Source organism: Cystobacter fuscus, from assembly GCF_044360685.1.
GTDB classification, from domain to species: Bacteria; Myxococcota; Myxococcia; order Myxococcales; family Myxococcaceae; genus Cystobacter; species Cystobacter fuscus_C.
Window position 1 is genome coordinate 669,205 of the sequence record NZ_CP043491.1, and the last position, 20,922, is coordinate 690,126.

The following is a 20,922-nucleotide window of genomic DNA, read 5'->3' on the forward strand; positions in this document are numbered from 1 at the left end:
CATTAGGGGGTAGGGCGCGCGGGGCTGCTCAGGGGCCGCGTTTTGGAAGCGGCATCTCGTTGAGGACGAGCCAGTACATGCCGAGCTGCCGCACCGCCTCGAAGAAGGAGGTGACGTCCACCGGCTTGTGCACGAAGCTGTTGACCCCGAGCTGGTAGCTGTCCACCAGATCCCTCTCCTCCTTGGAGGAGGTGAGGACGACCACCGGCAGGGTCCGCGTCTGCTCGTGGGAGCGGATGCGCCGCAGCACCTCCAGCCCGTCGATGCGCGGCAGGTGCAAGTCCAACAGGATGACCTGGGGCCGGATGTCCGGATTCCTGTTCGCGTGCTTGCCCTGGATGAAGAGGTAGTCGATCGCCTCGGCCCCATCGCGCACGACGACCACGGGGTTGTGGATGTTGCTCTTGCGGAAGGCCCGCAGGGTCATCAGCTCGTCGTCGGCGTTGTCCTCGACGAGCAGGATGATGCGTTGGCTGGGATCATACATGGGGGGTTTTCCTCGGGGATTCCTGGGCGGGTGGAGGATTGGCGCGCTGCGCGGCGGGCTCGTGGAGGGTGAAGTAGAAGGTGGCGCCCTGTCCAACGCGCCCCTCACCCCAGACGTGCCCTCCGTGGCGCTGGATGATGCGCTGCACGGTGGCGAGTCCCACGCCGTTGCCCTCGAACTCCTGCTGGGTGTGCAGCCGCTGGAAGACGCCGAAGAGCTTCTTCTGGTACTCCATGTCGAAGCCGTCTCCGTTGTCCCGGACGAAGTAGACGCGCGGGCCCTCCTGGGGCGCGAGGGTGCCGAACTCGATCTCCGCCACCTCCCGGTTCCGGGTGAACTTCCAGGCGTTGCCCAGCAGGTTCTCCAGCACCGCGCCCAGCAACTGGGAGTCCCCCCGGTCCACCAGCCCGTCCTGGATGTGGAAGCGCGCGGTGCGCTGGGGCTGCCAGCGCTGGAGCTGCTCGCGGATGGCGTGCGCCAGGGCGGACAGGTCCACGTCCGTCTCGATGAACTCGGTGCGGTTGACGCGCGAGAGCGAGAGGATGCCGTCGATGAGCTCGGCCATGCGCCGCGAGGCGGCGCGGATGCGCTGGATGTAGTCCAGGCCGGTGGCATCGAGCTTGTCCGCGCAGTCCTCCGTCAGCGCGAGGGTGAAGTTGGAGATGCTGCGCAGGGGAGTGCGCAGGTCATGCGCCACGGAGTAGGCGAAGGCCTCCAGCTCGCGATTGGAGAACTCGAGCTGGGCGGTGCGCTCGGCGATGCGGCGCTCCAACTGCGCGTTGAGCTGGTGCACCTGCTGCTCGGCCTCGCGCCGTTGGCGGATGTCGATGACGATGGCCAGTGAGCCCTCGTAGCTGCCGCCCTCGTCGTTGAGCGGGCAGGTGGAGATCATGGTCCAGATGTGCGTTCCATCCTTGTGCAACATCTTGAAGTCATTGATGAGGACGGTCTGGCCCTGGCGCTGCACCTCGATGGTCTCCTGGGTGCGGCGGACTTCCTCCTGCACGAGGAACTCGTAGAGGTCCCTGCCGATGATTTCCTCGGGCGTGTAGCCCAGCAGCTCGGCCGCGAAGCGGTTGACGTAGGTGACGCGCCGGTTGTCGTCGATCATCCAGAGGCCCTCCTGGGCGGCCTCCACGATGCGCTGGAAGCTCTGCTCGGTGCGGCGCCGCTCGGCCTCGGCCAGGCGCTGCTCGTGGATGTCACGCACGTAGAGCACGGCGCCCAGTTGCCTTCCCTGGCGGTCGCGGATGGGTTTGGCGCTCAAGTGGATGTACCGGCCTTCCGGGATGGCTCGGTTGCGCACGAAGAGTTCCTCCACGACGGCCTCCTCGCCCAGGAAGGCGCGGTTCATCGGGAGCCGCTCGGTGGGGCACAGCGTCCGCGTGTCCGCGAGGAAGAGTCCGTACTCCGCGCTCCAATCGTCCGGGGCGCCGTCCGTGGGCGAGATGCCGAGCAGTTTGTGGCCCTGCTCGTTCATGTAGAGCTGGCGGCCCGTCATGTCGACGACGGCCATGCCCTCGGAGGCGCTGTCGAGGATGGCGCGCAGCATCTCCAGGTATTGGACCTGGAAGAGGAGCGTGGCCTTCTCTTCGGGAGAGGACATCGTGAAGGACGGAGTGGTCATGGCGCGGGACGAAGGCCGTCGGCGCGGGGCTCACACGTGGGGCCGGCCGCGAAACGGCGGAGACGCTTGGAGATGGACGTGGAGGCTCGGACGGGGCGAGCATAACCATCGTCCGGCGTGACAGTCATCTCACTGCCCGTCGCGAGGGGACGGATGCCTGGCAGTCGGATGAGCCAGGGCCGCGCCGGTTGGAATCCCGCTTGGGCCGCCGCGCGGGATGAGCTCCTGGACGGGAGGACGGGGGCCGGGGAGGCTTGTGCCCCATGCGAATCTGTTTGTTGCTGCTGCTTCTCCCCTCCCTTTGTTGGGCCAAGGCCCCGAGCCCCGAAGGTCAACGGTGGTGGTCCCACGTCGAGGCCCTGGCCAGTGACGAGCTGGAAGGCCGCGACACGGGCAGCCCAGGCTATCTCCGGGCCGCCGAGTACGTCGCGGCGAAGCTGGCCGAGGCCGGAGTCCAGCCCGGCACGGACCAGGGCTTCTTCCAGGACGTGCCCTTCATCTCCCAGCGCTTGGTGTGGGAGCGCAGCCGGATGTCGCTGGTCCGGGAGGGCAAGGAGACGCCCCTGGAGCTCGGCAAGGAGGTGGTGCTCGGCTCCAACTCCAGCCGCGAGGGGCCCCTGGAGGCGGAGCTCGTCTTCGTGGGCTATGGCTTGAGCATCCCGGAGGCCGGACATGATGACCTGGCCGGACAGGCGCTCGAGGGGAAGATCGCCGTCGTCCTGTTCGGTGGTAGTCCCAAGGGGGTGTCCAGCAACCTCGCCGCGCATTACGGCTCACGCGCGGAGCGCGCGGCGGCCCTCCAGCGCGCGGGGGCCGTGGGCATGCTGGTGTTGCCGAGCCCGAGCGCCCAGGAAGTCCCCTGGGAGCGGGTGGTGGCGGGGTCTCGGCATCCCGTGATGATGCTGGACGAGCCCGCGTTGCAGGACGGGTTGCTGCCGTGGTCGGCCATCTTCAACCTGGAGCACGCCAACACGTTGCTGGCGGGCAGTGGCCACACCTTCGAGGAGCTGGTGGCCCTGGCGGACGCGGGCAAGCCCCTGCCGCACTTCGCCCTGCCCACCTCCGTGCGGAGCGACGTGGCACTGGAGCGCGCGCAGGTGCACTGCCGCAACGTCGTGGGCCGCCTGCCGGGCAGCGATGCCACCCTGGCCGCCGAGTCCGTGGTCCTCACGGCGCACCTGGACCACGTGGGCGTCGGGGAGCCGCTGAAGGGGGACCGCATCTACAACGGGGCCATGGACAACGCCTCCGGGGTCGCCGCGCTGCTGGAGGTGGCCCGCTCCTTCCAGCAGGACAAGGGCCCCAAGCCCCGCCGCACCCTGCTCTTCGTGGCGGTGACGGGAGAAGAGAAGGGCCTGCTGGGCTCGCGCTGGTTCGCCGAGCGCCCGCCCGAGGGCTCGGGGCAGATCGTGGCCAACGTGAACACGGACATGTTCCTGCCGATCATCCCGTTCAAGGAGCTCCTCGCCTATGGGGCCCAGGAGTCCTCCTTGTCCGCCGCCCTCAAGGCCAGCGCCACGCGCCTGGGCCTGCGCCTGGTGGACGATCCCAACCCCCAGGCGAACTCCTTCGTGCGCAGCGACCAGTACAGCTTCATCCGCAAGGGGATTCCGGCGTTGGCTCTGAAGGTGGGCTACCGCAAGGGCTCCCGGGAGGAGCGCCTCATGAAGGAGTGGCGCTCGGCGCGCTACCACGGCCCGGCGGATGACCTGTCACAACCGGTGAACCTCGAGGCCGCGGTCCGCTTCGTGCGGCTGATGAAGGAGCTCTCCCAGGGAGTGGCCAATGCTCCCAGCCGGCCGCGCTGGAACGACGACAGCTTCTTCCGGCGCTTCGCCCAGCAGCCCCCCGTTCCGCCCCTGGCTCCCTGAAGGAGCCCGTCGCGACGGGGGCCCGGCGGCCACTTCGCCGCCGGGCCCCCGCGTTCACACCCGCCCGAGTTCAGTCCGGGTGTGCCGCCGCGAGCCGCGAGTCATTCGCACCGGCCCGCCTGCCGGTTGCACACGCGGGTGCCCAGGCAGAAGTCCGGCTCGGCCGGGTCGTAGTTGATGTCGGTGGAGCAGGGCGGCGGATTGCCATTCGGGTTGCTCGTGACGTCGCTCCAGGAGCGGTAGGAGATGGTGCCCGCGGTGGTGCCCGTCTCGGGCGGACGGCACGCCCCGTAGAAGGACAGGGCCTGGCTGCGGCCGTCCACGTCGAAGCCATCCGTGCGGCTGCGCGGCAGATCGTTCGGGTTGCACTTCGAGGCGTCACGCACCTGCGCCAGCGCCACGCGCACGGACGCACCGATGGGCAGCTTGAGCGTCTTGTAGCCCGAGGAGCTGATCACGCTGTCCAGGATGGCGTTGATGCCCGCCTGGATGCCCGAGGTGGTGCGGATGCTGCCCACGATGCCGCCCAGCGCCTGGATGGCGTCCTTGTGCACCGGGTTGAGGATTTCCTCTGAGGTGTTGCACCGGGTGGTGCTCTCGGCGGGATCGCAGAGGATGCCGTGCATCTGGATGGCCTTGCCCGTGGGGTTGCCGCTCTTGAAATAGTTGATGAACTCCGGGAGCGTGTCCCCAGACCCGGGCGCGGCATTGTCGGTGGACTGATCGCGCACGTCCGTGAGGAGGATGACGACCAGGCGGGCGCCGGGACGCAACTGCTTGGTGACGTCGGTCGTGGCGGCCATGTCGTTGATCGCCTTGCGCGCCGGCTTCAGGTGTACTTCATCGGCGATGCCATTGACGCCAATCCAGCAACCCTGCGTGGTGTCCGGGCACGGAGCGTTCTGCTGCAGCCAGGCCTTGAACTGGTTGATGTCCCGGGTGAAGCCCCGGATGATGTTGCGGTTGTTGCTGTACGTCGCGCCGTAGGAGGTGGTGACCAGGGCGATGCGCCAGTCGAGCTGGGAGTTGCCCAACCGCGCGGCCACCGCGTTGGCGGCCTCGCCCAGGGCGGCCTGGGTCGCGGCCATGGAGCCGCTGTCATCCACCACGAACAGGAAGTCCGTGGGGCCGCTGCCAACGGTGGTGAAGGATTCGCACTGCACCGCGTCCGCGTCACCGAACTGGGCCAGCGCCGTGCCCCCCGCGGTGTCGCCCATGACGAAGAGCCCCGGCTCCACGAAGCGCGCCATGGGGGTGATGGCCAGCACCACGAGCACGCTCGAGTCCGAGCGGTGCACGTACTGTGCCTGGAGCTTGAACGGGCCCGTGACGTCGGTGCCGCCCGCGAGCGTCCCCGCCCCCGCGCCGACGAGGGTGTTGGCCAGCGCGTTGGTGTAGGCGCTCAGGGTGGAGGTTGCCGACTGCGCGTAGAAGGCCTGCGAGGCGGGATGGCCGTCCCAGGTGGTGAAGAGCTGGGTGGTCTCCGTTACCGTCGGATTCAACTGGCTCCGGACGAACAGCTCGTCGCCCGCCACCGTGGTGGAGCTGCCCGCCTGGGGGCGCTTGTAGGCGATGAAGGCCACCTTGTGGGTGCTGTCGTAGCCGATGAAGCCCTTGAGGGTGCCCGAGGAGATCGCCTTCACCTCTTGGAAGGAGGGGCGGAGGGCCAGGCGGATGTCACTGCCGTTGTCCTCCTTGAAGATCACCTGACGCTGGTTCTGCGGGGCGCAGGGATCGCTCTGGGGCGGAGTGCCGTCCGAGCCATTGCCCGGGTTGAGTTCGCCCGGGTCCACCTTGCCGTTCTGGTTGGTGTCCTCGACACCATCGGCGAGACCATCGCCGTCGCTGTCCGCCTGGGTGGGGCTCGTCTGGGTGGACGGGTCCGCGTCGCCGACATAGCCGCAGGTCGTGACGGGGGCCGCGCTGGTGGCCACGCCGCGCTCCACGCCGTCCAGCAGGCCGTCTCCATCCGTGTCACGCCGGCTGGGGTGCGTCTCGCCCGGGTCCAGCACGCCATTGGCGTTCAGGTCCTCGCCCAGGAAGCCGTTCTTGTTGGGTCCATCCAAGAGCCCGTCGCAGTCCGAGTCCCGAGAGCGCCAGTCGGTGCCATGCGCCTGCTCGAACGCGTCCGAGAGGCCGTCGCCATCCGTATCCGGGCTGGGCGCCGAGCAATCCGCGCCATTCTTCGGGTTCGTCTCGCCCGGGTCCGGGATGCCGTTGCCATTGCGATCCTCGGTCCCATCCAGGCACGTGTCGCCGTCCATGTCGGCGTTGAGCGGATCCGTGCCGCTGGTCTTGAGCTCGATGAAATCCGACAGGCCGTCGCTGTCCGTGTCGGGTTGGGCGGGGTTGGTCTCGCCCGGGTCCACCAGGCCGTTGTGGTTGGCGTCTTCCGCGCCATCCGTCAGGCCATCACCATCCGAGTCCTGCCTGGCGGGATCCGTCTCGCCCGGGTCCACCCGGCCGTTCTGATTGCGGTCCTCCACGCCATCCAGGATGCCGTCCCCGTCCGTGTCTGGGTTGGTCGGGTTGGTGCGGCTCGAGGGATCCGCGTCCGCGATGAAGGAGAGCGCGCACTCGGGTTGGGTGTTGAGGGTGGAAGTCCGGGTCACTTCCACGCCATCGCGCAGGCCATCGCCGTCCGTGTCCTGCTTGCTCCGGTCCGTGAGCTTCACCCCCACGTAGACGTTGCTCCACTCCTCCGCGTCCGTCAGGCCATCACAGTCCGTGTCGAGTTCGACGAGCGCCTGCATCGTGAGCCCGGACGGAGGCGCGAGCTTCAACGAGGGGTCATCGGACGTGGCGCCCCGGCTCGTGACATCGGCCGGAGCGCCCGTGCCGGGCTCATCCGTTTCCCTCGAGGAACAACCCACGAGGAGCAGGGTCAGGAACGTGGCAAGGGAATGGGAAGTCTTTCTCATAAGCCTCTTCTGGGAATGGGAACGAGCGACTGCGCGCTCATTGTCTACCCTGGTCGTCTGACACTCTCGGTGCTGGTTCCTCACTCCCAAGCTGGGCGCCTTCACCGGCAACTGCGCGGACAGCCGCTGCGCCTCCGCGAAGTCGCCGCCGCCGGGACTCAGGCCCACAGCTCCCGCTCGAGCGAGGCCAGCATCGACGCGGCGACCTCGGGCGGGGGCAGGCCCGCCTCGCCGATGAGCTGGGCGTCCAGCGGATGGGTCAGCTCCTCGCGCAGCGTCTCCACGGCCCGCTGCCGCGCCTCGCGCAGGGTGGCGCGCTCCGCGTCCGACAGCCGCTCGTGGGCCCAGCGGTCGATGGCCCAGGACAGCTCGGCGTGGCGCGTCTCGTCCTCGGCGATGCGCGCCATGACGCCGCGGATCTCCTCGTCCCGCGCGTGCAGCGCCTGGTAGTGCGCCACCAGCGCGCCATACGTCTCGCGCGTGCAGCCCTCCACGATGTTCTCCAGCGCCATCTCGAACAGGGAGCGCGGGGGCAGCGTCTCCACCTGGAGCCGTGGAGGCGTCGCGCCGAAGCGGTGCGCCAGGCGGGTGCTCACGTCAGTGTGCATCACCTCGTCCAGGGCGCTCGCCAGGGCCGCGGTGCGCAGGGACTCGTCCGAGCCATGCTCGGCGAGCTCCTCGCGCAGCCGCAGGAAGGCCTGGATGGAGGCCGCCTCCATGTGCGCGGCGTGGGCGAAGTGCCGGCCGAGGGCACTGTCGCAGTCCACGCTCGCCGCGGCGTGCAACCCGTCCGGCCTCCGGCCAACGATGCAATTGGGATCGCCCTTCTGGAGCAACGCGCGGTCCACTTCCGTGAGCTCTCCCGACCGGGAGACCTTCAGGACGACCTGGTCCAACCGGGTGCCTTGTCCGCAGGTACTGCCCTCGGTGCCCAGGACGTTGAAGGTGCCGTCGGGGTTGGCCTTCACCGCGCCGAACGTCAGCTTCCCACAGCTCACGTTGAGCCCCTGGCCGAAGGCGAGCAGCACCGCCTCCTGGGCCGTGTCGATGGGTCCGAGGAAGCTCTTGAGTGCTTCCAGGGAGGTGTGTGCGGCCACCTCGTCGCCCCGGGTCGTCGCGAGGTAATAGGCGCTGCACACCATCTCGCAGCGGCTGTGGAAGCCCTGGTTCGCCGAGAGCTGGTCGAGCGCGCTCTGGCACGCCGGGGGATTGGAGGCCGTCGCGCAGGCCGTGCCCGAGGTCGAGACCACCCGCTCGGGGAACATCCCGGAGTGGTCCCGCGTGCCGGCGACCCGGAGCTGCACGACGTCCGGAGAGACCGCGGGCGAGAGGCCGCTCACCGCGAGCGCGTTCTGGTCACAAATGGGCGGGGCGTAGCCCCTCAGGTCCACGCCAGGACACTGCTCCTGATGGGCTTCTCCACACTGCGTGGGGTTCTCGATGGGGGGAGTGGGCGGTGGCTCGACGATTCCACACCCCGTGAGCACCAGGGGGGAGGCGAGCGAGGCGCGAAGGGTGCGGGCGAAGAGCAGGCGCAGCCGGGGCGAGTGCATGGAATCTCCTGGAGGAGGAACGCGGGGCGCTGAAAGAGCAATGCGGATGCCAGGGCCGCCTGCTCCCGTCCTCAGAGGAGGAGCTCGTCCGGAGAGCACCGAGAGGTGCCACCCGACTCAAAAACCTGAGGAGATTCGCACGGGATTTCCGATGGGCCCGTCCCCGCGTGGGCCGCGAGAAAAAGCCCCGGGAATATCCGCCGGGCGCTGCGTAGAGCATGTGCGAGGCAGCGAGGAGTTGAAGCCCACGCCCGGTCCCGAGCCGGGTGGGCACTGGCTGTCTGGCATTTCCTTCATCCCGTCGAGGATCCCATGACTGTTGTTCGAGCCACGCTGCTGAGCGCTTGCGTCCTGTTGTCCACCGGTGGGGCCGCGAGTGCCCAGACCCGTCCCCTGCCCGACGTCGCCCAGCCCGGCACTCCCGTGCCCACGTCGCCGCTCTTCCCCTCGTCGACGGTGGGCGACCTGCTCACGCGCCACTTGAACCTCATGGTGTCCGTGGGCGAGGAGGTCGAGTCGCGCTACCAGGAGTCCCTGCGCCTCATCCAGAAGGAGCCCGAGGCCGTGCGCCTGCTCCAGGACGCCTATTCCAAGACGGTGGAGACCGAGTATTTCCTGCGCTGGCAGCTCGTCTACACGCTCGCGTCGCTGAACCAACGCGAGGCCTTGTCGGGACTCGTGCGCATCGCCCTGTCCACGATTCCCGCCGAGCGCGGCGGCAGTGACGAGTTCTTCACCACCGGGCAGGAGTCCAACATCCGCGTGGCCGCCGTGGATGGGCTCGCCTCCCTGGCGAAGCTCGGTGTCACCGAGGCCGGGAGCTACCTGCTGCGCCTCTCCCAGCACTCGGATCTGTCCATCCGCCAGCGCGCGGTGCGCGGCTACCTCGCGGCCGGTCCGGACTACGACGTCCGGGTGAAGTTCTTGCAGGCCAACCTGCCCACCAGCGACCACTGGCTCATCACCCTCCGGGTCACCGAGGTGCGTGGCGTCACGCATCCGGACGACACCCCCGAGGACCTGCGGCCCCGGACGCGCGAGCGCGACGACGAGAGCCCCATCGCCCGCTGAATCCGTCCCCCTGATTGAGGAGAACCCACGATGAAGAACTTCGTTCCGAAGATGATGCTCCTGGCCGCCGTCAGCCTGACGTCCCTCTCCGCGCGCGCCGCCACCTGCTACTACCAGCCGGGCAACAACACCACGAGCGGTGACGTCTTCTATGGCGCCTTCACCTGCAATCAGAAGTACATCGACCAGTTCTGGAATCACTTCGACTTCGACAAGGGGGACTGGGACGATGGCTTCGGCTATGAGGCCGCGTGCGATCTGAACCGTCCCCTGGCGCGGACCTTCAACGCGCTGTATCTGCTCGCCTATTCGGCCGAGGACTACGCCCGCAGCACCAGTGACTTCAGCGGCAACGCGCTGCGCTGGGCCTATCCGTATTCGTCCACGTACATCGACGAGCTGGATGGCCGCTGTGGCTCCGGCGACAAGAACACGGGCGCTCGGGCCACGACCGTGCACGGCCCCATCATCGACAACTACACCGAGCTGTACTGGCCCTTCTTCTACGGGGAGAACGTGGTGCAGCGCGCGGGCACCATCCTCCACGAGTCCCGCCACGGCGCGGGCAAGTCACACGATGCCGGCACGTCGTGCCCCCGCGGGGCCTCGTGCGACAGCAGCTGGGGCTACAAGGGCGCCAACATGTATCAGGTGCTCTACCTGTGGTGGTTCCGCGTCGACGGCACCCGCACCACCCAGGCCATGCGTGACTTCGCCCGCACCGAGGCCCAGAACATCATCAACAACGGCTTCAAGACGAACCCGGGCTTCGTCATTCCCTAGCTCCTGGCGTCACCGGCCGAGGTGTCGACCGGTGTGCGCTGGTGAGCCCGGGCGCGAGAGCGGTATTGGCGGCCACCGGGCCCCACGCTAAGCCCTTCCTCCGAGGAGGAAGCACATGGCGGAGATGAGCTATCGGACGGCTCTGGTGACGGGGGCCTCCAGCGGTCTGGGGCGGGGTCTGGCGTTGTGGTTGGGCAAGCGGGGCGTGAAGGTGTACGCCGCCGCGCGGCGGCTGTCCCGGCTCGAGGAACTCGCCCAGCAGGGCAAGGCCGTGGGCGCCACCCTCGAGCCCGTGGAGCTGGACGTCTCCCAGGCGGACGCCACGCTCGCGCGCGTGCGCGAGCTGGATGACGCCTGTGGCGGGTTGGATCTGGTGGTGGCCAACGCGGGTGTGGGCTTTCCCACCAACGCCCGGAACTTCCCCTGGGAGGACGCCAGGCGGGTCATCGACGTGAACGTCACCGGGGCCGCGGCCACGCTGTCCGCGGTGCTGCCCCGGATGGTGGAGCGCGATCGCGGCCACCTGGTGGGCATCTCCAGTCTGGCGAGCTGCCGCGGTCTTCCGCAGAACGCCGCCTACTCCGCCTCCAAGGCCTTCCTCGACACCTTCCTGGAGAGCCTGCGCGTGGACCTGCACGGCACCGGGGTGCGCGTCACCTGCATCCGGCCCGGCTTCGTGAAGACGGAGATCACCGCGGGCATCCAGCACCCCATGCCCTTCCTGCTGGAGGCGGAGCCCGCCGTGGAGCACATGGGCCAGGCCATCCTGCGCGGGGAGGATGTGTACGGCTTTCCCTGGCCCATGGCCCGCGCGGTCGGAATGGCCCGGTGGGTGCCCAACGCGCTCTTCGACGCCGTGGCCAGCAAGGTGCTCTGAGGCCCCGGGCGGGCCCGCTCAGAAGCGCAGCGTGGGCCCGAGCAGGATGGAGTGCAGCGGCTTGGCGCAGGCCTCGGCGGTGGCGGACTCGAGGCTGTCCACGCGCACGTCGCACCATTGCCAGGCCGTGGAGGCGGTGATGCCCAGGTGCTCGCCCAGCCACGCGTCCACGCCGAGGCGCACCGCCGTGCTCAACCCCGAATGCAGCATGCGCTGCGGCGAGCCCGTTCCCAGGTCCGTCAGGGTCAGGGGCGTGGCGCGGCTCTGCGCCACGCGCAGTCCGACCCACGGCGTCACGTTGCCGTCGCGCAGGAAGCGCAGCCGCAGCTCGCCTCCCAGCGACAGGTAGTCCAGCTCGGTCGTCTGCCCCTGGAAGCGCCGTCCCCAGGTTTCCACGCCCTCGCCCACCACGCCGAGGGAGAGCCCGAAGGGGGTTTCCACGCCCACGTAGGCCTGGAGCCCTCCTCCTCGGGCTCCGATTCCGGATGTATGGTCGATGACGAAACCGGCACCCAGCGAGGCATACCCCCGCCACGGCCCCGCTTCCGACGTCCCCGCCCACAGCAGCACCACCAGGCTTCCGAGACTCGTCGCGCGTCGCATTCGGGGGCGCAGCTTAGCCCAGACCCGCCCTCCCAGGTCCACCCCTCGCGGGGGACGTCCTTCTGAGTACGTTCACTTGCATGAGCATGGCTCATACCGCGTGTGTTGCTCGCCCGCGCCCCCGCCCTATCTCCGGGGTTGTGGGACGCGCCGAAATGGCGCAGAGGTAGAGTGGGTTGAACAACACTATGTCCATTGAGCTGAAGCCCGTCGGGCTGAACGTTCCCGACCCCGACGATGACTGGATTCCCCGCATGGAGGACATGCCCTTCCATCGTCTGGGGGGAGAAGCCGGCGTGCGCGCCCTCGCCGAGGCTTTCTATGACGCCATGGACGCGAACGAGCCGGAGCTCGCCCGGCTGCACGAGCTGGATGCGAACGGCCGGGTGGGGCCGGGCACCCGGGAGCGCTTTGGCCTCTTCCTCATCGGCTGGCTCGGCGGTCCCCAGCACTACATGGAGAAGCACGGCCATCCGCGCCTGCGCATGCGCCATGGCCACCTGCCGGTGAACGTCGCCCACCGCGACGCCTGGGTGCGCAGCATGCAGCGGGCCCTGGATGCCCGGGGCGTGAAGGGCGGGGTGCGGCGCTTCCTCGATCAGCGCTTCGCCGAGGTGGCCGACTTCCTGCGCAACACCGAGGGGTGAGCCTGGCCCGGAACCATCGCCGCGCCGTGCTACGCCACTGGCTTTCTTCTGAGACGGGACAGGTGCTCCTCGCCGCTCTGCGCGAAGCGCTGTGCCAGTTCGGCCTGGCCCTCCGCGCCGTGCTCCAGCAGGTACGCCAGCTCCGAGGGCAGCAGCGCCTTGACGGTGACGAGCTTCACCTCCCCGTAAGGCGTGGAGAAGTGACCCGGCAGCGTGCGTGACGCCACGCCCAGCAGCACGGCCACCCGGCCCTCCTCGGTGACGAGCGACTTGGGCAGGCCCTTACCGGACACCTCCATGGAGAAGAGGCCCGCCTTCACGCTCTCGCGCACCTGCTCGTGCTCGGCGATTTCATCCGCCACTCGGTTCAACAGCAGCAGGGGCCAGCCCTTGGAGATGTCCTTCACGGCCGCGTCCACTTCCAGGGCGAGCTCCAGACCGAAGCCCACGGAGGGCTCCAGGCGCTCGATGAAGGGGTCCGAGAGCCCGTGCGTGACGAGCAGGGTTCGCCCCGCCTCGCGACGGATGACGCTCCAGAGCTGCCGGTGGCCCGGCCACGCGCCGCTCATGGCGATGGGCATGAAGACCTCTTTGTCCAGCGACCCCAGGGTGCGCCACGCCGCCTCACGAGCGGTGTCCGCCTGCTCGAACAACTCGCGGCTTTTCTGGTCCCGCGCGCGTTCCTCCGCGCTGAGGGTGCTGGGGCCGGTGACCTCCGTGAACTTCGCCCCCATTGCGCCCATGTGCTCCAGGGCCTGTTTGATGTCCTCGGAAACGACGAGGACCACGTCCCACCCCCACGGGCGGAAGACCTTGGCATCACCCACCTTCGTGGGGTCGATGCGCATGCCGATCACGGACCGGTACCTGCCCGTCTTTTCCGGACGGTCGTCCTCCGGCTTCCAATACCGCACTTCGTCGGATGCCTCGTCGTCGATGCACTTCACGACGCGCGTGCAGACCAGGATGTAGAACTGCTCGGCGTGCGCTTCGACATCCACCGGGATGAGCTGCACATCCCTGGGGGCCAGCTCGGCGAAGACCGCGGCGACTCTGGCGCTGACGAGGGGAACGCCGATGCCCGCTTCGGAGTAGTCCAGTGCTTTCCCATCGCCTCCTCGGAAGGGAATTCTGAGCCGCCCCTCGATGGTGGCCGGCGCTCCCTTCGTGAACACGTAGTCATCAACCTCCCGGCCCTGCGCGTCAGTGGGGGTGTCCAGGTCCCATCGACCGGGAACGTAGACGTCGTCACTCAGGTCGAAATACCGGTTCGGCATGACACATTATTACTTAACGCCGAGCGTCCTCGGAGAGGAGCTTGTAGAGCTTGGAACTTCTATCGGTGAGTTCCTGTGCCATCTGTCGGAGTTCAGTGACCAGGGCTTTTCGACAATCCAGGGTGCTCCGGCATGTGCTCGTTGCGTCGCGCAGCCGCCTGTAGACCGCCTCGTGGTACGTCTGTGGATGAGGTCCCTTGTGCCCTTCGAGGGCGACCTTGTTGGCTTGATCCTCCATCGACATGCCCGCCTTGTCGAAGAGTTCCTTGAACCGTTGCGTCCATGGCCCGCCTCGCGCAGTGGACTTGCTGTTCTCGACGGTGGCGATGTGGTGCACCTCCGGCTTCTTCTTCGGTGGGTCCGCACGTGCCGGAGCGCCCCTCGCCGCCATGCTCACGGCATTGGCGGGCAGGACGACACTGAAGGTGCCCTCGGCCACGGCGACCTTCACCTTGTCCGCCTCCTGCATGGCCGTGAGCACGTCTCGGATGCCGGCCTGGGATTTGAGTGCGCCGGCGGCTTTCGCGAAGCCCGGCAGCGTTGGGGCCTTGGACACGAGCGCCGCCGTCTCCCCCACCGCCGCGGTGCCCAGCAGGAGGAGAACCCGCACGCTGTTGGGCCCGATGACCTTGCCGAAGCGGTCCCCCGCCTCGCGCAGCTCCGCGAACGTGCTGGCCTCCGCCGCCTCCTCCCAGAGCTGGAAATAGGCCTCTACCAGGTCGAAGAGTTCCCACCCGAGATAGCCCCACATGAGCAGGGCCAGTGCGGCGGCGACGCCTTTAGAAACGGGCTCGGGCGCCGCGACCAAGGCGAGGTATCCAATGAGGGTGAGGCTCAGCGTCGTCCACAGCTGCGTCGTGGAGAACATGCCGCGCAACTGCTCGTCCCGGGACTCCAGCGCGGCATTCACGGAGAGCGCCAGCGCGAGGTCTCGCTTGTCCTCGCCATCCAGGCCCGGCCCGTCCTTGAACAACTCGAGGCAATCGCCCGGCGTACCTTGCCGCTCGCAGAAGCCCCCGTAGGAGCGCGCCAGGGGCGTACGCCACTCCTCGCCCGTGAGCGGAACCGAGGCCAGCGCCAGCTTCCGGTGGAGGTAGAGCGGGACGTGGGAGCCGGCCACCCGCAGCGGCATGTTCAGCACCAGGGTGGTGAGGGCTTCGTTGAGTTCGAAGTCGCTCACCCGCACGGCCCCGAATCGGGTGGGCAGGGAGAGGCGAACCTGTTCGTCCGCGGCCTCGCCCGCCTGCTCCTTCTCGGCCTCCGCCGGCAGGCTGCCCCGAGGAATGCTCGTGGCGCATGCGGCGTGAAGGACCAGGACACTCAGCCAGAGGACTCCAGCTGCCGCCCATCGTGGACGTACTCGTTTCTCCAAGGCCGGTGCCTCCCCCCAAGTGGAAACCACCCGGGAGGATAGACGAGGGTCATTCCCACGAGACAGGGGGGAGGGTGTGCCCGCCCTCCGCCACGACGTGCTCCCGCGCCTAGAAGCGCAGCAGCATGCCGGGGCCGGCCGTCATCGAGTCATTGCGGTTGCGCATGATGACCGGCACCGGCATGGCCTGGAAGCGCGTGGAGCGCAGCCCCGGCCCGGTCCGCGAGGGCGGGTACTCCGTGGGCGGCTCGGCCGTGGCCAGCAGCGTGATGACGAAGGTGGCCGCCACGCCTCCCAGCGCGGACAGCGGCACCGCGGGACCATCCGCCAGCGCCGTGCCCACCACCAGCAGCACCGCGCCCACGCCCAGGGGCAGCGCGGTGAGCTTGAAGACGCGGCCAGGCGACAGCTCGAAGGGCACCGCCAGCAGGCCGCCCACGCCCATGCCAATCAGGGGCGCCACCAGCGCCGGGGTGAGATCGATGTCCCGGTCGTCCGCGAGCACGAACGTGGACTGCACCAGCCCGGTGAGCACGAAGGCGTAGAGCGCGCTCATCCCCACGAGCGCCGTGTCCCCATCACTCACGTCTCCGTAGGGCGCGGTGGCCGCGAGCACGCCGATGATGCCCAGCTGGGTGGTGAGCAGGGCGGTGACCGCGCGGCTCGTGTCGCTGAGCTTCTGCGTGGTGCCGTACCCGAAGCCCGCCAGGAAGCCGAGCGCCGCGCCTCCCGCGGCGAGCATCGACTCGTTGCGCTCCACCGGCACGTAGTACTGGTACACCGCCGCCGCCGTGCCGAGTGTCAACCCGGTGACGACTCCGCCCACGTACGCCCCGTTCTGCGTCCCGAGCGCATGCCCGTAGATGCCACCCGTCACCACGCCGCTGAGCAGCTCGGTGAAGATGAGCAGCAGGCCGCCCTCGCCACTGGAGAAGCGGCTGTAGCGCGCCGCTCGCTCGGCGGGAGCCTCCGCGGGCCCCTGGCTGGGCGGGGGCGGCGGGACGTACTCGGGAGGAGGCGGCGCCGCCGGGATGGGCTCCGTCTGGGCGAGCAGGGGAGGCGAGGCCTCCGTGGCCTGCGAGGATTGTGCCCGCGCGATACCCGGGGCGGACAGCAGTCCAAGACACAACAAGGAAGCGACAAGCCGCATAGACACGGGTCTCCTGGTCATAACCGTGCGCGGAAGATGGGTCGCCCTCCCGGGGAGTGCACCACCTACCCCTTCATTCTTTTCCGACCGCGGGGCCTCGAAGTGTTGGCTGGTGGAGACCCTGGGAGGCGAGCCGGACAAGCCTCCTCGCTGTGGCACAATGTGGTGTGTCGCGGGAGGCCGGGCATCGGCGCCTGGATTCTCCGGTGTCACGGAGGGCCGCCCCCATGAAGACTTCCCCCCGCGCTGGATTGACCTGGCGGAGCCTGGTTCACCGGGTGCCGTGGCTCGCGAGCGCCGTGCTGCTGGGCCTCGTGGGCGGGGTGGGCTGTGCTCGGAGCGAGCAGGCTCCCGTGCCCGTGGAGGCCTCGGTCGAGGGGTACTGGGTGCGGCCCTTCTCCCGGGCCAGCCGCCTGGAGCCGTGCGGACACGGCAACCATGTCTGGGCCTGGACACCCCAGCGGGCCGGGCTGGGGCTGGTGGACGCGGATGGCGGCGAGCTGGCGGTGAAGCTCGGAGACGAGAGCGCGCGGGTGGTGGACGTCATCCCCTCGGCGGACCCCGAGCGTGCCTGGGTCCACGTGGAGGTGGTCTCACCGGAGGCCGGGCGGGCCAACGCCGTGTACAGCGTGGACCACCAGGGCTCGCTCCAGCGCATCGACGCGCTTCCCTCGCAGGAACTGGTGCTCGCGCCCTCCAAGGGCCATGAGCGGCTGTGGGTCGTGTCCCTGTTCACCACGAAGACCCTCTGGGTCATCGACCCGGCGGGGGGCGTGGAGGGCGTTCCCCTGTCCATCCCGGGACAGGCCTCCGCCGCCGTGGGCCGGGCGACGCTGGTGCCGGTGGGGGATGGGCGGCAGGGCTGGCTCGTGCTCGACCAGAACCTCCACCAGGTGGATCTCCAGGCGAAGTCCAAGTTCAACCCCCGTCCGCTGAGCACTCGCAACGTGAGGGAGCTGATTCCCACCTCTCAGGCCCAGCGTGTCTGGGTGGTGGAGCCGTCCGGACAGACGGCGCCCCGGTTGCTCCAGACGGGCCAGGAGGGCGGGGCCCACAAGAAGCTGGTGCCCCCAACGCCCCTCCCCGACACGTTCCAGCGGCCTTTCGTCCATCAGGGCGGTGACTCGCTCTGGTTGGTGGTTCCCGAGCCCCGGGCCTCGAAGTCCCCAGAGGGCTCGGCCACCTCGCCCGCGGGGTTCTCGCTGAAGCTGGTGACGCCCGAGGGGCCGGTGGGCTCCGGCGTGCAGGTGGAAGGCACTCCCTCGATCGAGCATTCCGCGGACGGGGCCGCGTGGGCGCGCGATGAGCACCGCGTCTACCGCCTGGGTGACACGGGGGATGAGCTGGCGCGCAGCAAGTCATTCTCCGACGTGGACGCGCTCCTGCCGGTGTCGGCGGATCAGGCGTGGATCGTGTCGCGCGACGGCTTCGTCCGCCTGCTGTCCATGAAGGGCTCGGCACTCGTCGTGACGGCCTCGGATCCGACGAACCTGCGCGCTCCGGTGGCGCGCGCGTGGGATGCGCACGGCGTGTGGTTCGTCTCGGACGAGGAGACGCGCTTGCACCGGCTGCGGCTCGGCGCGGAGGGGCTCTCCCTCTCCCTGGTGCTCGAGGGCGTGGGCCTGGGCGACGTGCGGCCCATCTCGGGCACGGAGCGCTTCTGGATCTCCGGCACCCCGCGCAGCTACGTCCAGGCTCCCGCCTCCGAGGTGCGGCGCGTGGAGGTGGGCTTCGCGGGAGGGGCCATGCTGGAGCGCGGCGCGGAGGGCGCGGTCCAGATGACCGGGACGCCCGAGGCGGGGGCGGCGCTGTCCTCCCTGGAGGTGGACTGGCCGGGGCTCACGCGGGCGAAGGGCCTGGAGAGCGGCCTGCGGATCGAAGTGCGCGACGAGAACGGCAACCTGGTGGGGCAGGGCCTGCGGCGGTTCGTCGAGCCCGAGGGCCTGCTCTTCCAATGGACGGAGCCGCCAGGGAGCACCGAGCACCTCTATGACCTCCAGGTGTCCTCGCCCGAGGTGGAGAACGGCTCGCGGCTCACCGCCGCCTTCCGCCACGTGCCCTTCGGCGTGCCCCTGATGGATCAGGTCTGGGTGCGCACCGCGCTCGCGTGCGTCGGGCTGACGCTGTTCTTGCTGTTGCCGCTGCTGTTCTTGCGTCCCTCGGCCGCGCCCCGCCGGTGGTTGCCCCTGCTTGGCTACAGCGTGTCGCTCGTGGGCGCGGGGGGCAGCGAGGTGCTGGGGTTGTTGAGCGGACTGCGCATCCACCTGCCCACGGTGGTGGGCGTGGTGAGCGCGGAGGTCGTGCTGTGCGCGTGCCTGGGCCTGCTGTCTCCCGCCGTGTTCCGCAAGCTCGTCTACACCCACCCGTTCTCCTGGGCCGCCGCGCCGCTGTTGCGCTCGCCCGCCTTCCGCCGCCGCTTCTTCGCCACGCACGTGCGGCAGGTGCGCCGCCGGGTGGACGTGGCCTCGGCCCAGGCCAATGGCGAGGTGTTCGTGGACCTCTCCGCGCACGTCGTCGAGTACGCGGGGCCCGGCATGCCGCCCTCTCCCTCCGAGCGCACCGCCGCGGAGCTGTGCCTGTTGCTCACGCACGAGCGCGCGCACCTGCTCCTCCAATGCGCGGGAGGCCGGGGCAAGAGCGCCCTCTTGCGCCAGCTCGTGCGGCTGTCGTTGGAGCGCTTCGAGCAGCGGCCCTCCTCGCCCCTGCCCGTCTTCATCGACCCCGCGGCGGAGGACCTGGAGAGCGCGGCGCAGGAGGCGCTCCAGGACCTGGGCCTGCCGGAGGAGCTGCGCGACGCGCTGCTCGAGTCGGGGGACTTCTTCCTCGTGCTGGATGGGCTCACCGAGTCGCGGGTGGAGCCCGAGGCGCTGCGCCGCTACCTGGAGCGCGAGATGGGGCTGCATGCGCCGCTGCTCCTGTCGGCCCGGCCCAACGAGGCCTACCGCCTGGCGATGTCCCACGCGCTGCGCTGGATGGCGGTGGAGCCCAAGCGCCTGGACGAGGCGGGGCTCGCGCGTTTCCAGGCCGCGTACCCGGACGAGAAGGGACAGCCCCAGGTGCTCTCCGGCACCCTGCAACGCATCTGCCGGGGGCGCGGGGCGGATGGCACCTATGTGCCGCTGCTGGTGCGCCTGGCGCTGCGCTTCGGCGGAGGGGGCGTGGACAGCGTCATCAACCTCTATCGCTCCGTGTTCGCGGGGCTGCTCAAGCGCGACCCGGACGACGCGGCCACCTCGGAGATGCTCGCGTTCGCGGAGACGTTGTGCCTGAACAGCTATTGGGAGCATCGCAGCCGGCTCATCATCTTCCGGGACAGTCCGGACGAGCACAAGCTCCAGGGGCTGCTGGACGCGGGGCTGCTGGTGCCCGCGGACGCGCGGCCGGGCCCGGTGCCCACGCACGTGCGCTTCTTCCATGACTCGATGCAGAGCTACCTCACGGCCCGGGCGCTGTTCGCGCGGTATGCGTCCCAGGCGCGGTGGGACTGCCTGTGGCGCGCCGCGGGCGAGCCGGGCTTCGCGCGCGAGCAGTCGGACCTGATGACGGAGGCGGGCTCGGAGCTGTTCCAGATGTGCGCGTACGTCTTCGGGTACGACGCGCGGTTGAAGGCCGAGCTGGCGCGGCACCTGGAGCTGTGCGCCGAGGCCAATGACGAGCGGCTCACCAAGGAGGGCATCCTCGCGGCGGTACCCGGGGAGCTGCGCGAGATGCTGCGCAGGTCCGGGCGATCGCTGGGGCCGGGCGCGCTGCTGCGCGAGGCCAGCCGGGTCTGCGCCGAGCACGGGGAGGGCGAGGCCCTGTTCCTGCTTTACGCGCGCATCGCTCCCCGCGTATGGCCCTGGAAACCCGATGGGGCGGAGGACGCCCCTTCCCGCACGGACGCCGCCTGACATGCCCGTGACCCTGCCCGCGCACGCCGCCGCGGTCCTGCCGTTCTTCCGGTTCGTTCCCAGCGGCTGGGTGCGCACCGCGCTCGTCGTCGGCGCCTGCGCCCCGGACTTCTCCTATATCTACGTGCCGGAGGGCTGGGGACGGGTGGCGCACACCGTTCCAGGTCTCTTCCGGTACTGCCTCCCCATGGGGCTCGGGGTGTTGGTGTGGCTGGAGGTGTTCGTCCTGCCCGCGCTCAGGTGGGCCCTGCCCGAGGCGGCGGGTGTGCAGTGGGGCCGCTTCGTGCGGCCCGAGCGCCCTCCGCGCACCGTGCTCGCGTGGGCCGCGGTGCCCGGAGCCCTGTTGGTGGGCGCCGCCACGCACCTGCTCTGGGACGGTTTCACCCACCGCGACATGTGGCCCGCGAACGCGCTCTACCTGGGCATCTACGTCCCCGTGGGGAGCCGGGAGCTGTCGCTCTCCCGCGTCTTCCAACACCTCTCGTCCGTGGCCGGCTCGCTCGGGGTGCTCGGGTACATGGCGAGGCGCTACCGGCACCTGGAGCCCGTGCCGGGAGGCTCGTGGGCGGCCTTCCTCTGGCTGCTGCTGCCCACGCTCGCCGGGGCCTGCGCGGGCCTTGCGTGGAGGCTGTCGCGCTACGAGTCCATGGGGGCACTCGAGGCGCAGCTCTGGTGGGCGTTCTGGCCCACGGTGACGGGCGCGCTCGTGGGGTTCTCGCTCGGGTGCGCGCTCGTGCGGTGGCGCGGAGGGCGGGGCGCGGCCGAAGCCTCCGCGCCCCGGTGACGGCCCCCG

15 protein-coding genes are annotated in these 20,922 nt (G+C 69.6%); 7 read left to right on the forward strand and 8 right to left on the reverse strand.

Annotated elements, in window-relative coordinates:
- Positions 1-28: 28 nt before the first annotated feature.
- Both F0U63_RS02840 and F0U63_RS02845 read right to left on the reverse strand, forming a co-directional pair.
- Positions 29-487: a response regulator gene (locus F0U63_RS02840; RefSeq protein WP_395843420.1), complete on the reverse strand. Its 459-nt coding sequence runs from the start codon at positions 485-487 to the stop codon at positions 29-31.
- On the reverse strand, positions 480-2,114 hold the full coding sequence (locus tag F0U63_RS02845; protein ID WP_395843422.1) for a PAS domain S-box protein: 1,635 nt from the start codon (positions 2,112-2,114) through the stop codon (positions 480-482). The genes F0U63_RS02840 and F0U63_RS02845 overlap by 8 nt, the downstream gene beginning before the upstream one ends.
- Positions 2,115-2,377: 263 nt before the next feature.
- Here F0U63_RS02845 and F0U63_RS02850 point away from each other — a divergent pair, with 263 nt between their 5' ends.
- Positions 2,378-3,985, forward strand: coding sequence for a M28 family metallopeptidase (locus F0U63_RS02850; protein ID WP_395843424.1), 1,608 nt, complete (start codon positions 2,378-2,380; stop codon positions 3,983-3,985).
- A 101-nt stretch (positions 3,986-4,086) separates the two neighbouring features.
- Here the strand turns inward: F0U63_RS02850 and cglD are convergent, their stop codons facing one another.
- Positions 4,087-6,906: an adventurous gliding motility lipoprotein CglD gene (cglD, locus tag F0U63_RS02855; protein ID WP_395843426.1), complete on the reverse strand. Its 2,820-nt coding sequence runs from the start codon at positions 6,904-6,906 to the stop codon at positions 4,087-4,089.
- A 158-nt stretch (positions 6,907-7,064) separates the two neighbouring features.
- Positions 7,065-8,459, reverse strand: coding sequence for a ferritin-like domain-containing protein (locus F0U63_RS02860; protein ID WP_395843428.1), 1,395 nt, complete (start codon positions 8,457-8,459; stop codon positions 7,065-7,067).
- A 312-nt stretch (positions 8,460-8,771) separates the two neighbouring features.
- Here F0U63_RS02860 and F0U63_RS02865 point away from each other — a divergent pair, with 312 nt between their 5' ends.
- The 3 genes from F0U63_RS02865 (at position 8,772) to F0U63_RS02875 (ending at position 11,190) form a co-directional block, all read left to right on the forward strand.
- Positions 8,772-9,530, forward strand: coding sequence for a hypothetical protein (locus F0U63_RS02865; RefSeq protein ID WP_395843430.1), 759 nt, complete (start codon positions 8,772-8,774; stop codon positions 9,528-9,530).
- Between the two features lie 30 nt (positions 9,531-9,560).
- Positions 9,561-10,313, forward strand: a complete 753-nt coding sequence (locus F0U63_RS02870; RefSeq protein WP_395843432.1) for a hypothetical protein — start codon at positions 9,561-9,563, stop codon at positions 10,311-10,313.
- Positions 10,314-10,428: 115 nt separating this feature from the next.
- Positions 10,429-11,190: an SDR family NAD(P)-dependent oxidoreductase gene (locus F0U63_RS02875; RefSeq protein WP_395843434.1), complete on the forward strand. Its 762-nt coding sequence runs from the start codon at positions 10,429-10,431 to the stop codon at positions 11,188-11,190.
- A gap of 18 nt (positions 11,191-11,208) precedes the next feature.
- Here F0U63_RS02875 and F0U63_RS02880 read toward each other — a convergent pair whose 3' ends face one another.
- Positions 11,209-11,793 carry a hypothetical protein gene (locus F0U63_RS02880; RefSeq protein ID WP_395843436.1) on the reverse strand — a complete coding sequence of 195 codons (585 nt, stop codon included), beginning with the start codon at positions 11,791-11,793 and terminating at the stop codon, positions 11,209-11,211.
- Between the two features lie 188 nt (positions 11,794-11,981).
- On the opposite strand from F0U63_RS02880, the gene F0U63_RS02885 reads away from it, so the two are divergent.
- Positions 11,982-12,440, forward strand: a complete 459-nt coding sequence (locus tag F0U63_RS02885) for a group II truncated hemoglobin (protein WP_395843438.1) — start codon at positions 11,982-11,984, stop codon at positions 12,438-12,440.
- 29 nt (positions 12,441-12,469) lie between these two features.
- On the opposite strand, the gene F0U63_RS02890 is transcribed toward F0U63_RS02885, so the two are convergent.
- The 3 genes from F0U63_RS02890 to F0U63_RS02900 form a co-directional block, all read right to left on the reverse strand.
- Positions 12,470-13,717 carry an imm11 family protein gene (locus F0U63_RS02890; RefSeq protein ID WP_395843440.1) on the reverse strand — a complete coding sequence of 416 codons (1,248 nt, stop codon included), beginning with the start codon at positions 13,715-13,717 and terminating at the stop codon, positions 12,470-12,472.
- Between the two features lie 13 nt (positions 13,718-13,730).
- Positions 13,731-15,089, reverse strand: a complete 1,359-nt coding sequence (locus tag F0U63_RS02895) for an AHH domain-containing protein (RefSeq protein WP_395843442.1) — start codon at positions 15,087-15,089, stop codon at positions 13,731-13,733.
- 109 nt (positions 15,090-15,198) lie between these two features.
- On the reverse strand, positions 15,199-16,239 hold the full coding sequence (locus tag F0U63_RS02900) for a hypothetical protein (RefSeq protein WP_395843444.1): 1,041 nt from the start codon (positions 16,237-16,239) through the stop codon (positions 15,199-15,201).
- A 227-nt stretch (positions 16,240-16,466) separates the two neighbouring features.
- Between F0U63_RS02900 and F0U63_RS02905 the strand changes: the two genes are divergently transcribed.
- Positions 16,467-20,129 carry a hypothetical protein gene (locus F0U63_RS02905; protein ID WP_395843446.1) on the forward strand — a complete coding sequence of 1,221 codons (3,663 nt, stop codon included), beginning with the start codon at positions 16,467-16,469 and terminating at the stop codon, positions 20,127-20,129.
- A 1-nt stretch (position 20,130) separates the two neighbouring features.
- Entirely contained in the window at positions 20,131-20,913 is a 783-nt protein-coding gene (locus F0U63_RS02910) for a DUF4184 family protein (protein WP_395843448.1), read from the forward strand.
- Positions 20,914-20,922: the final 9 nt, after the last annotated feature.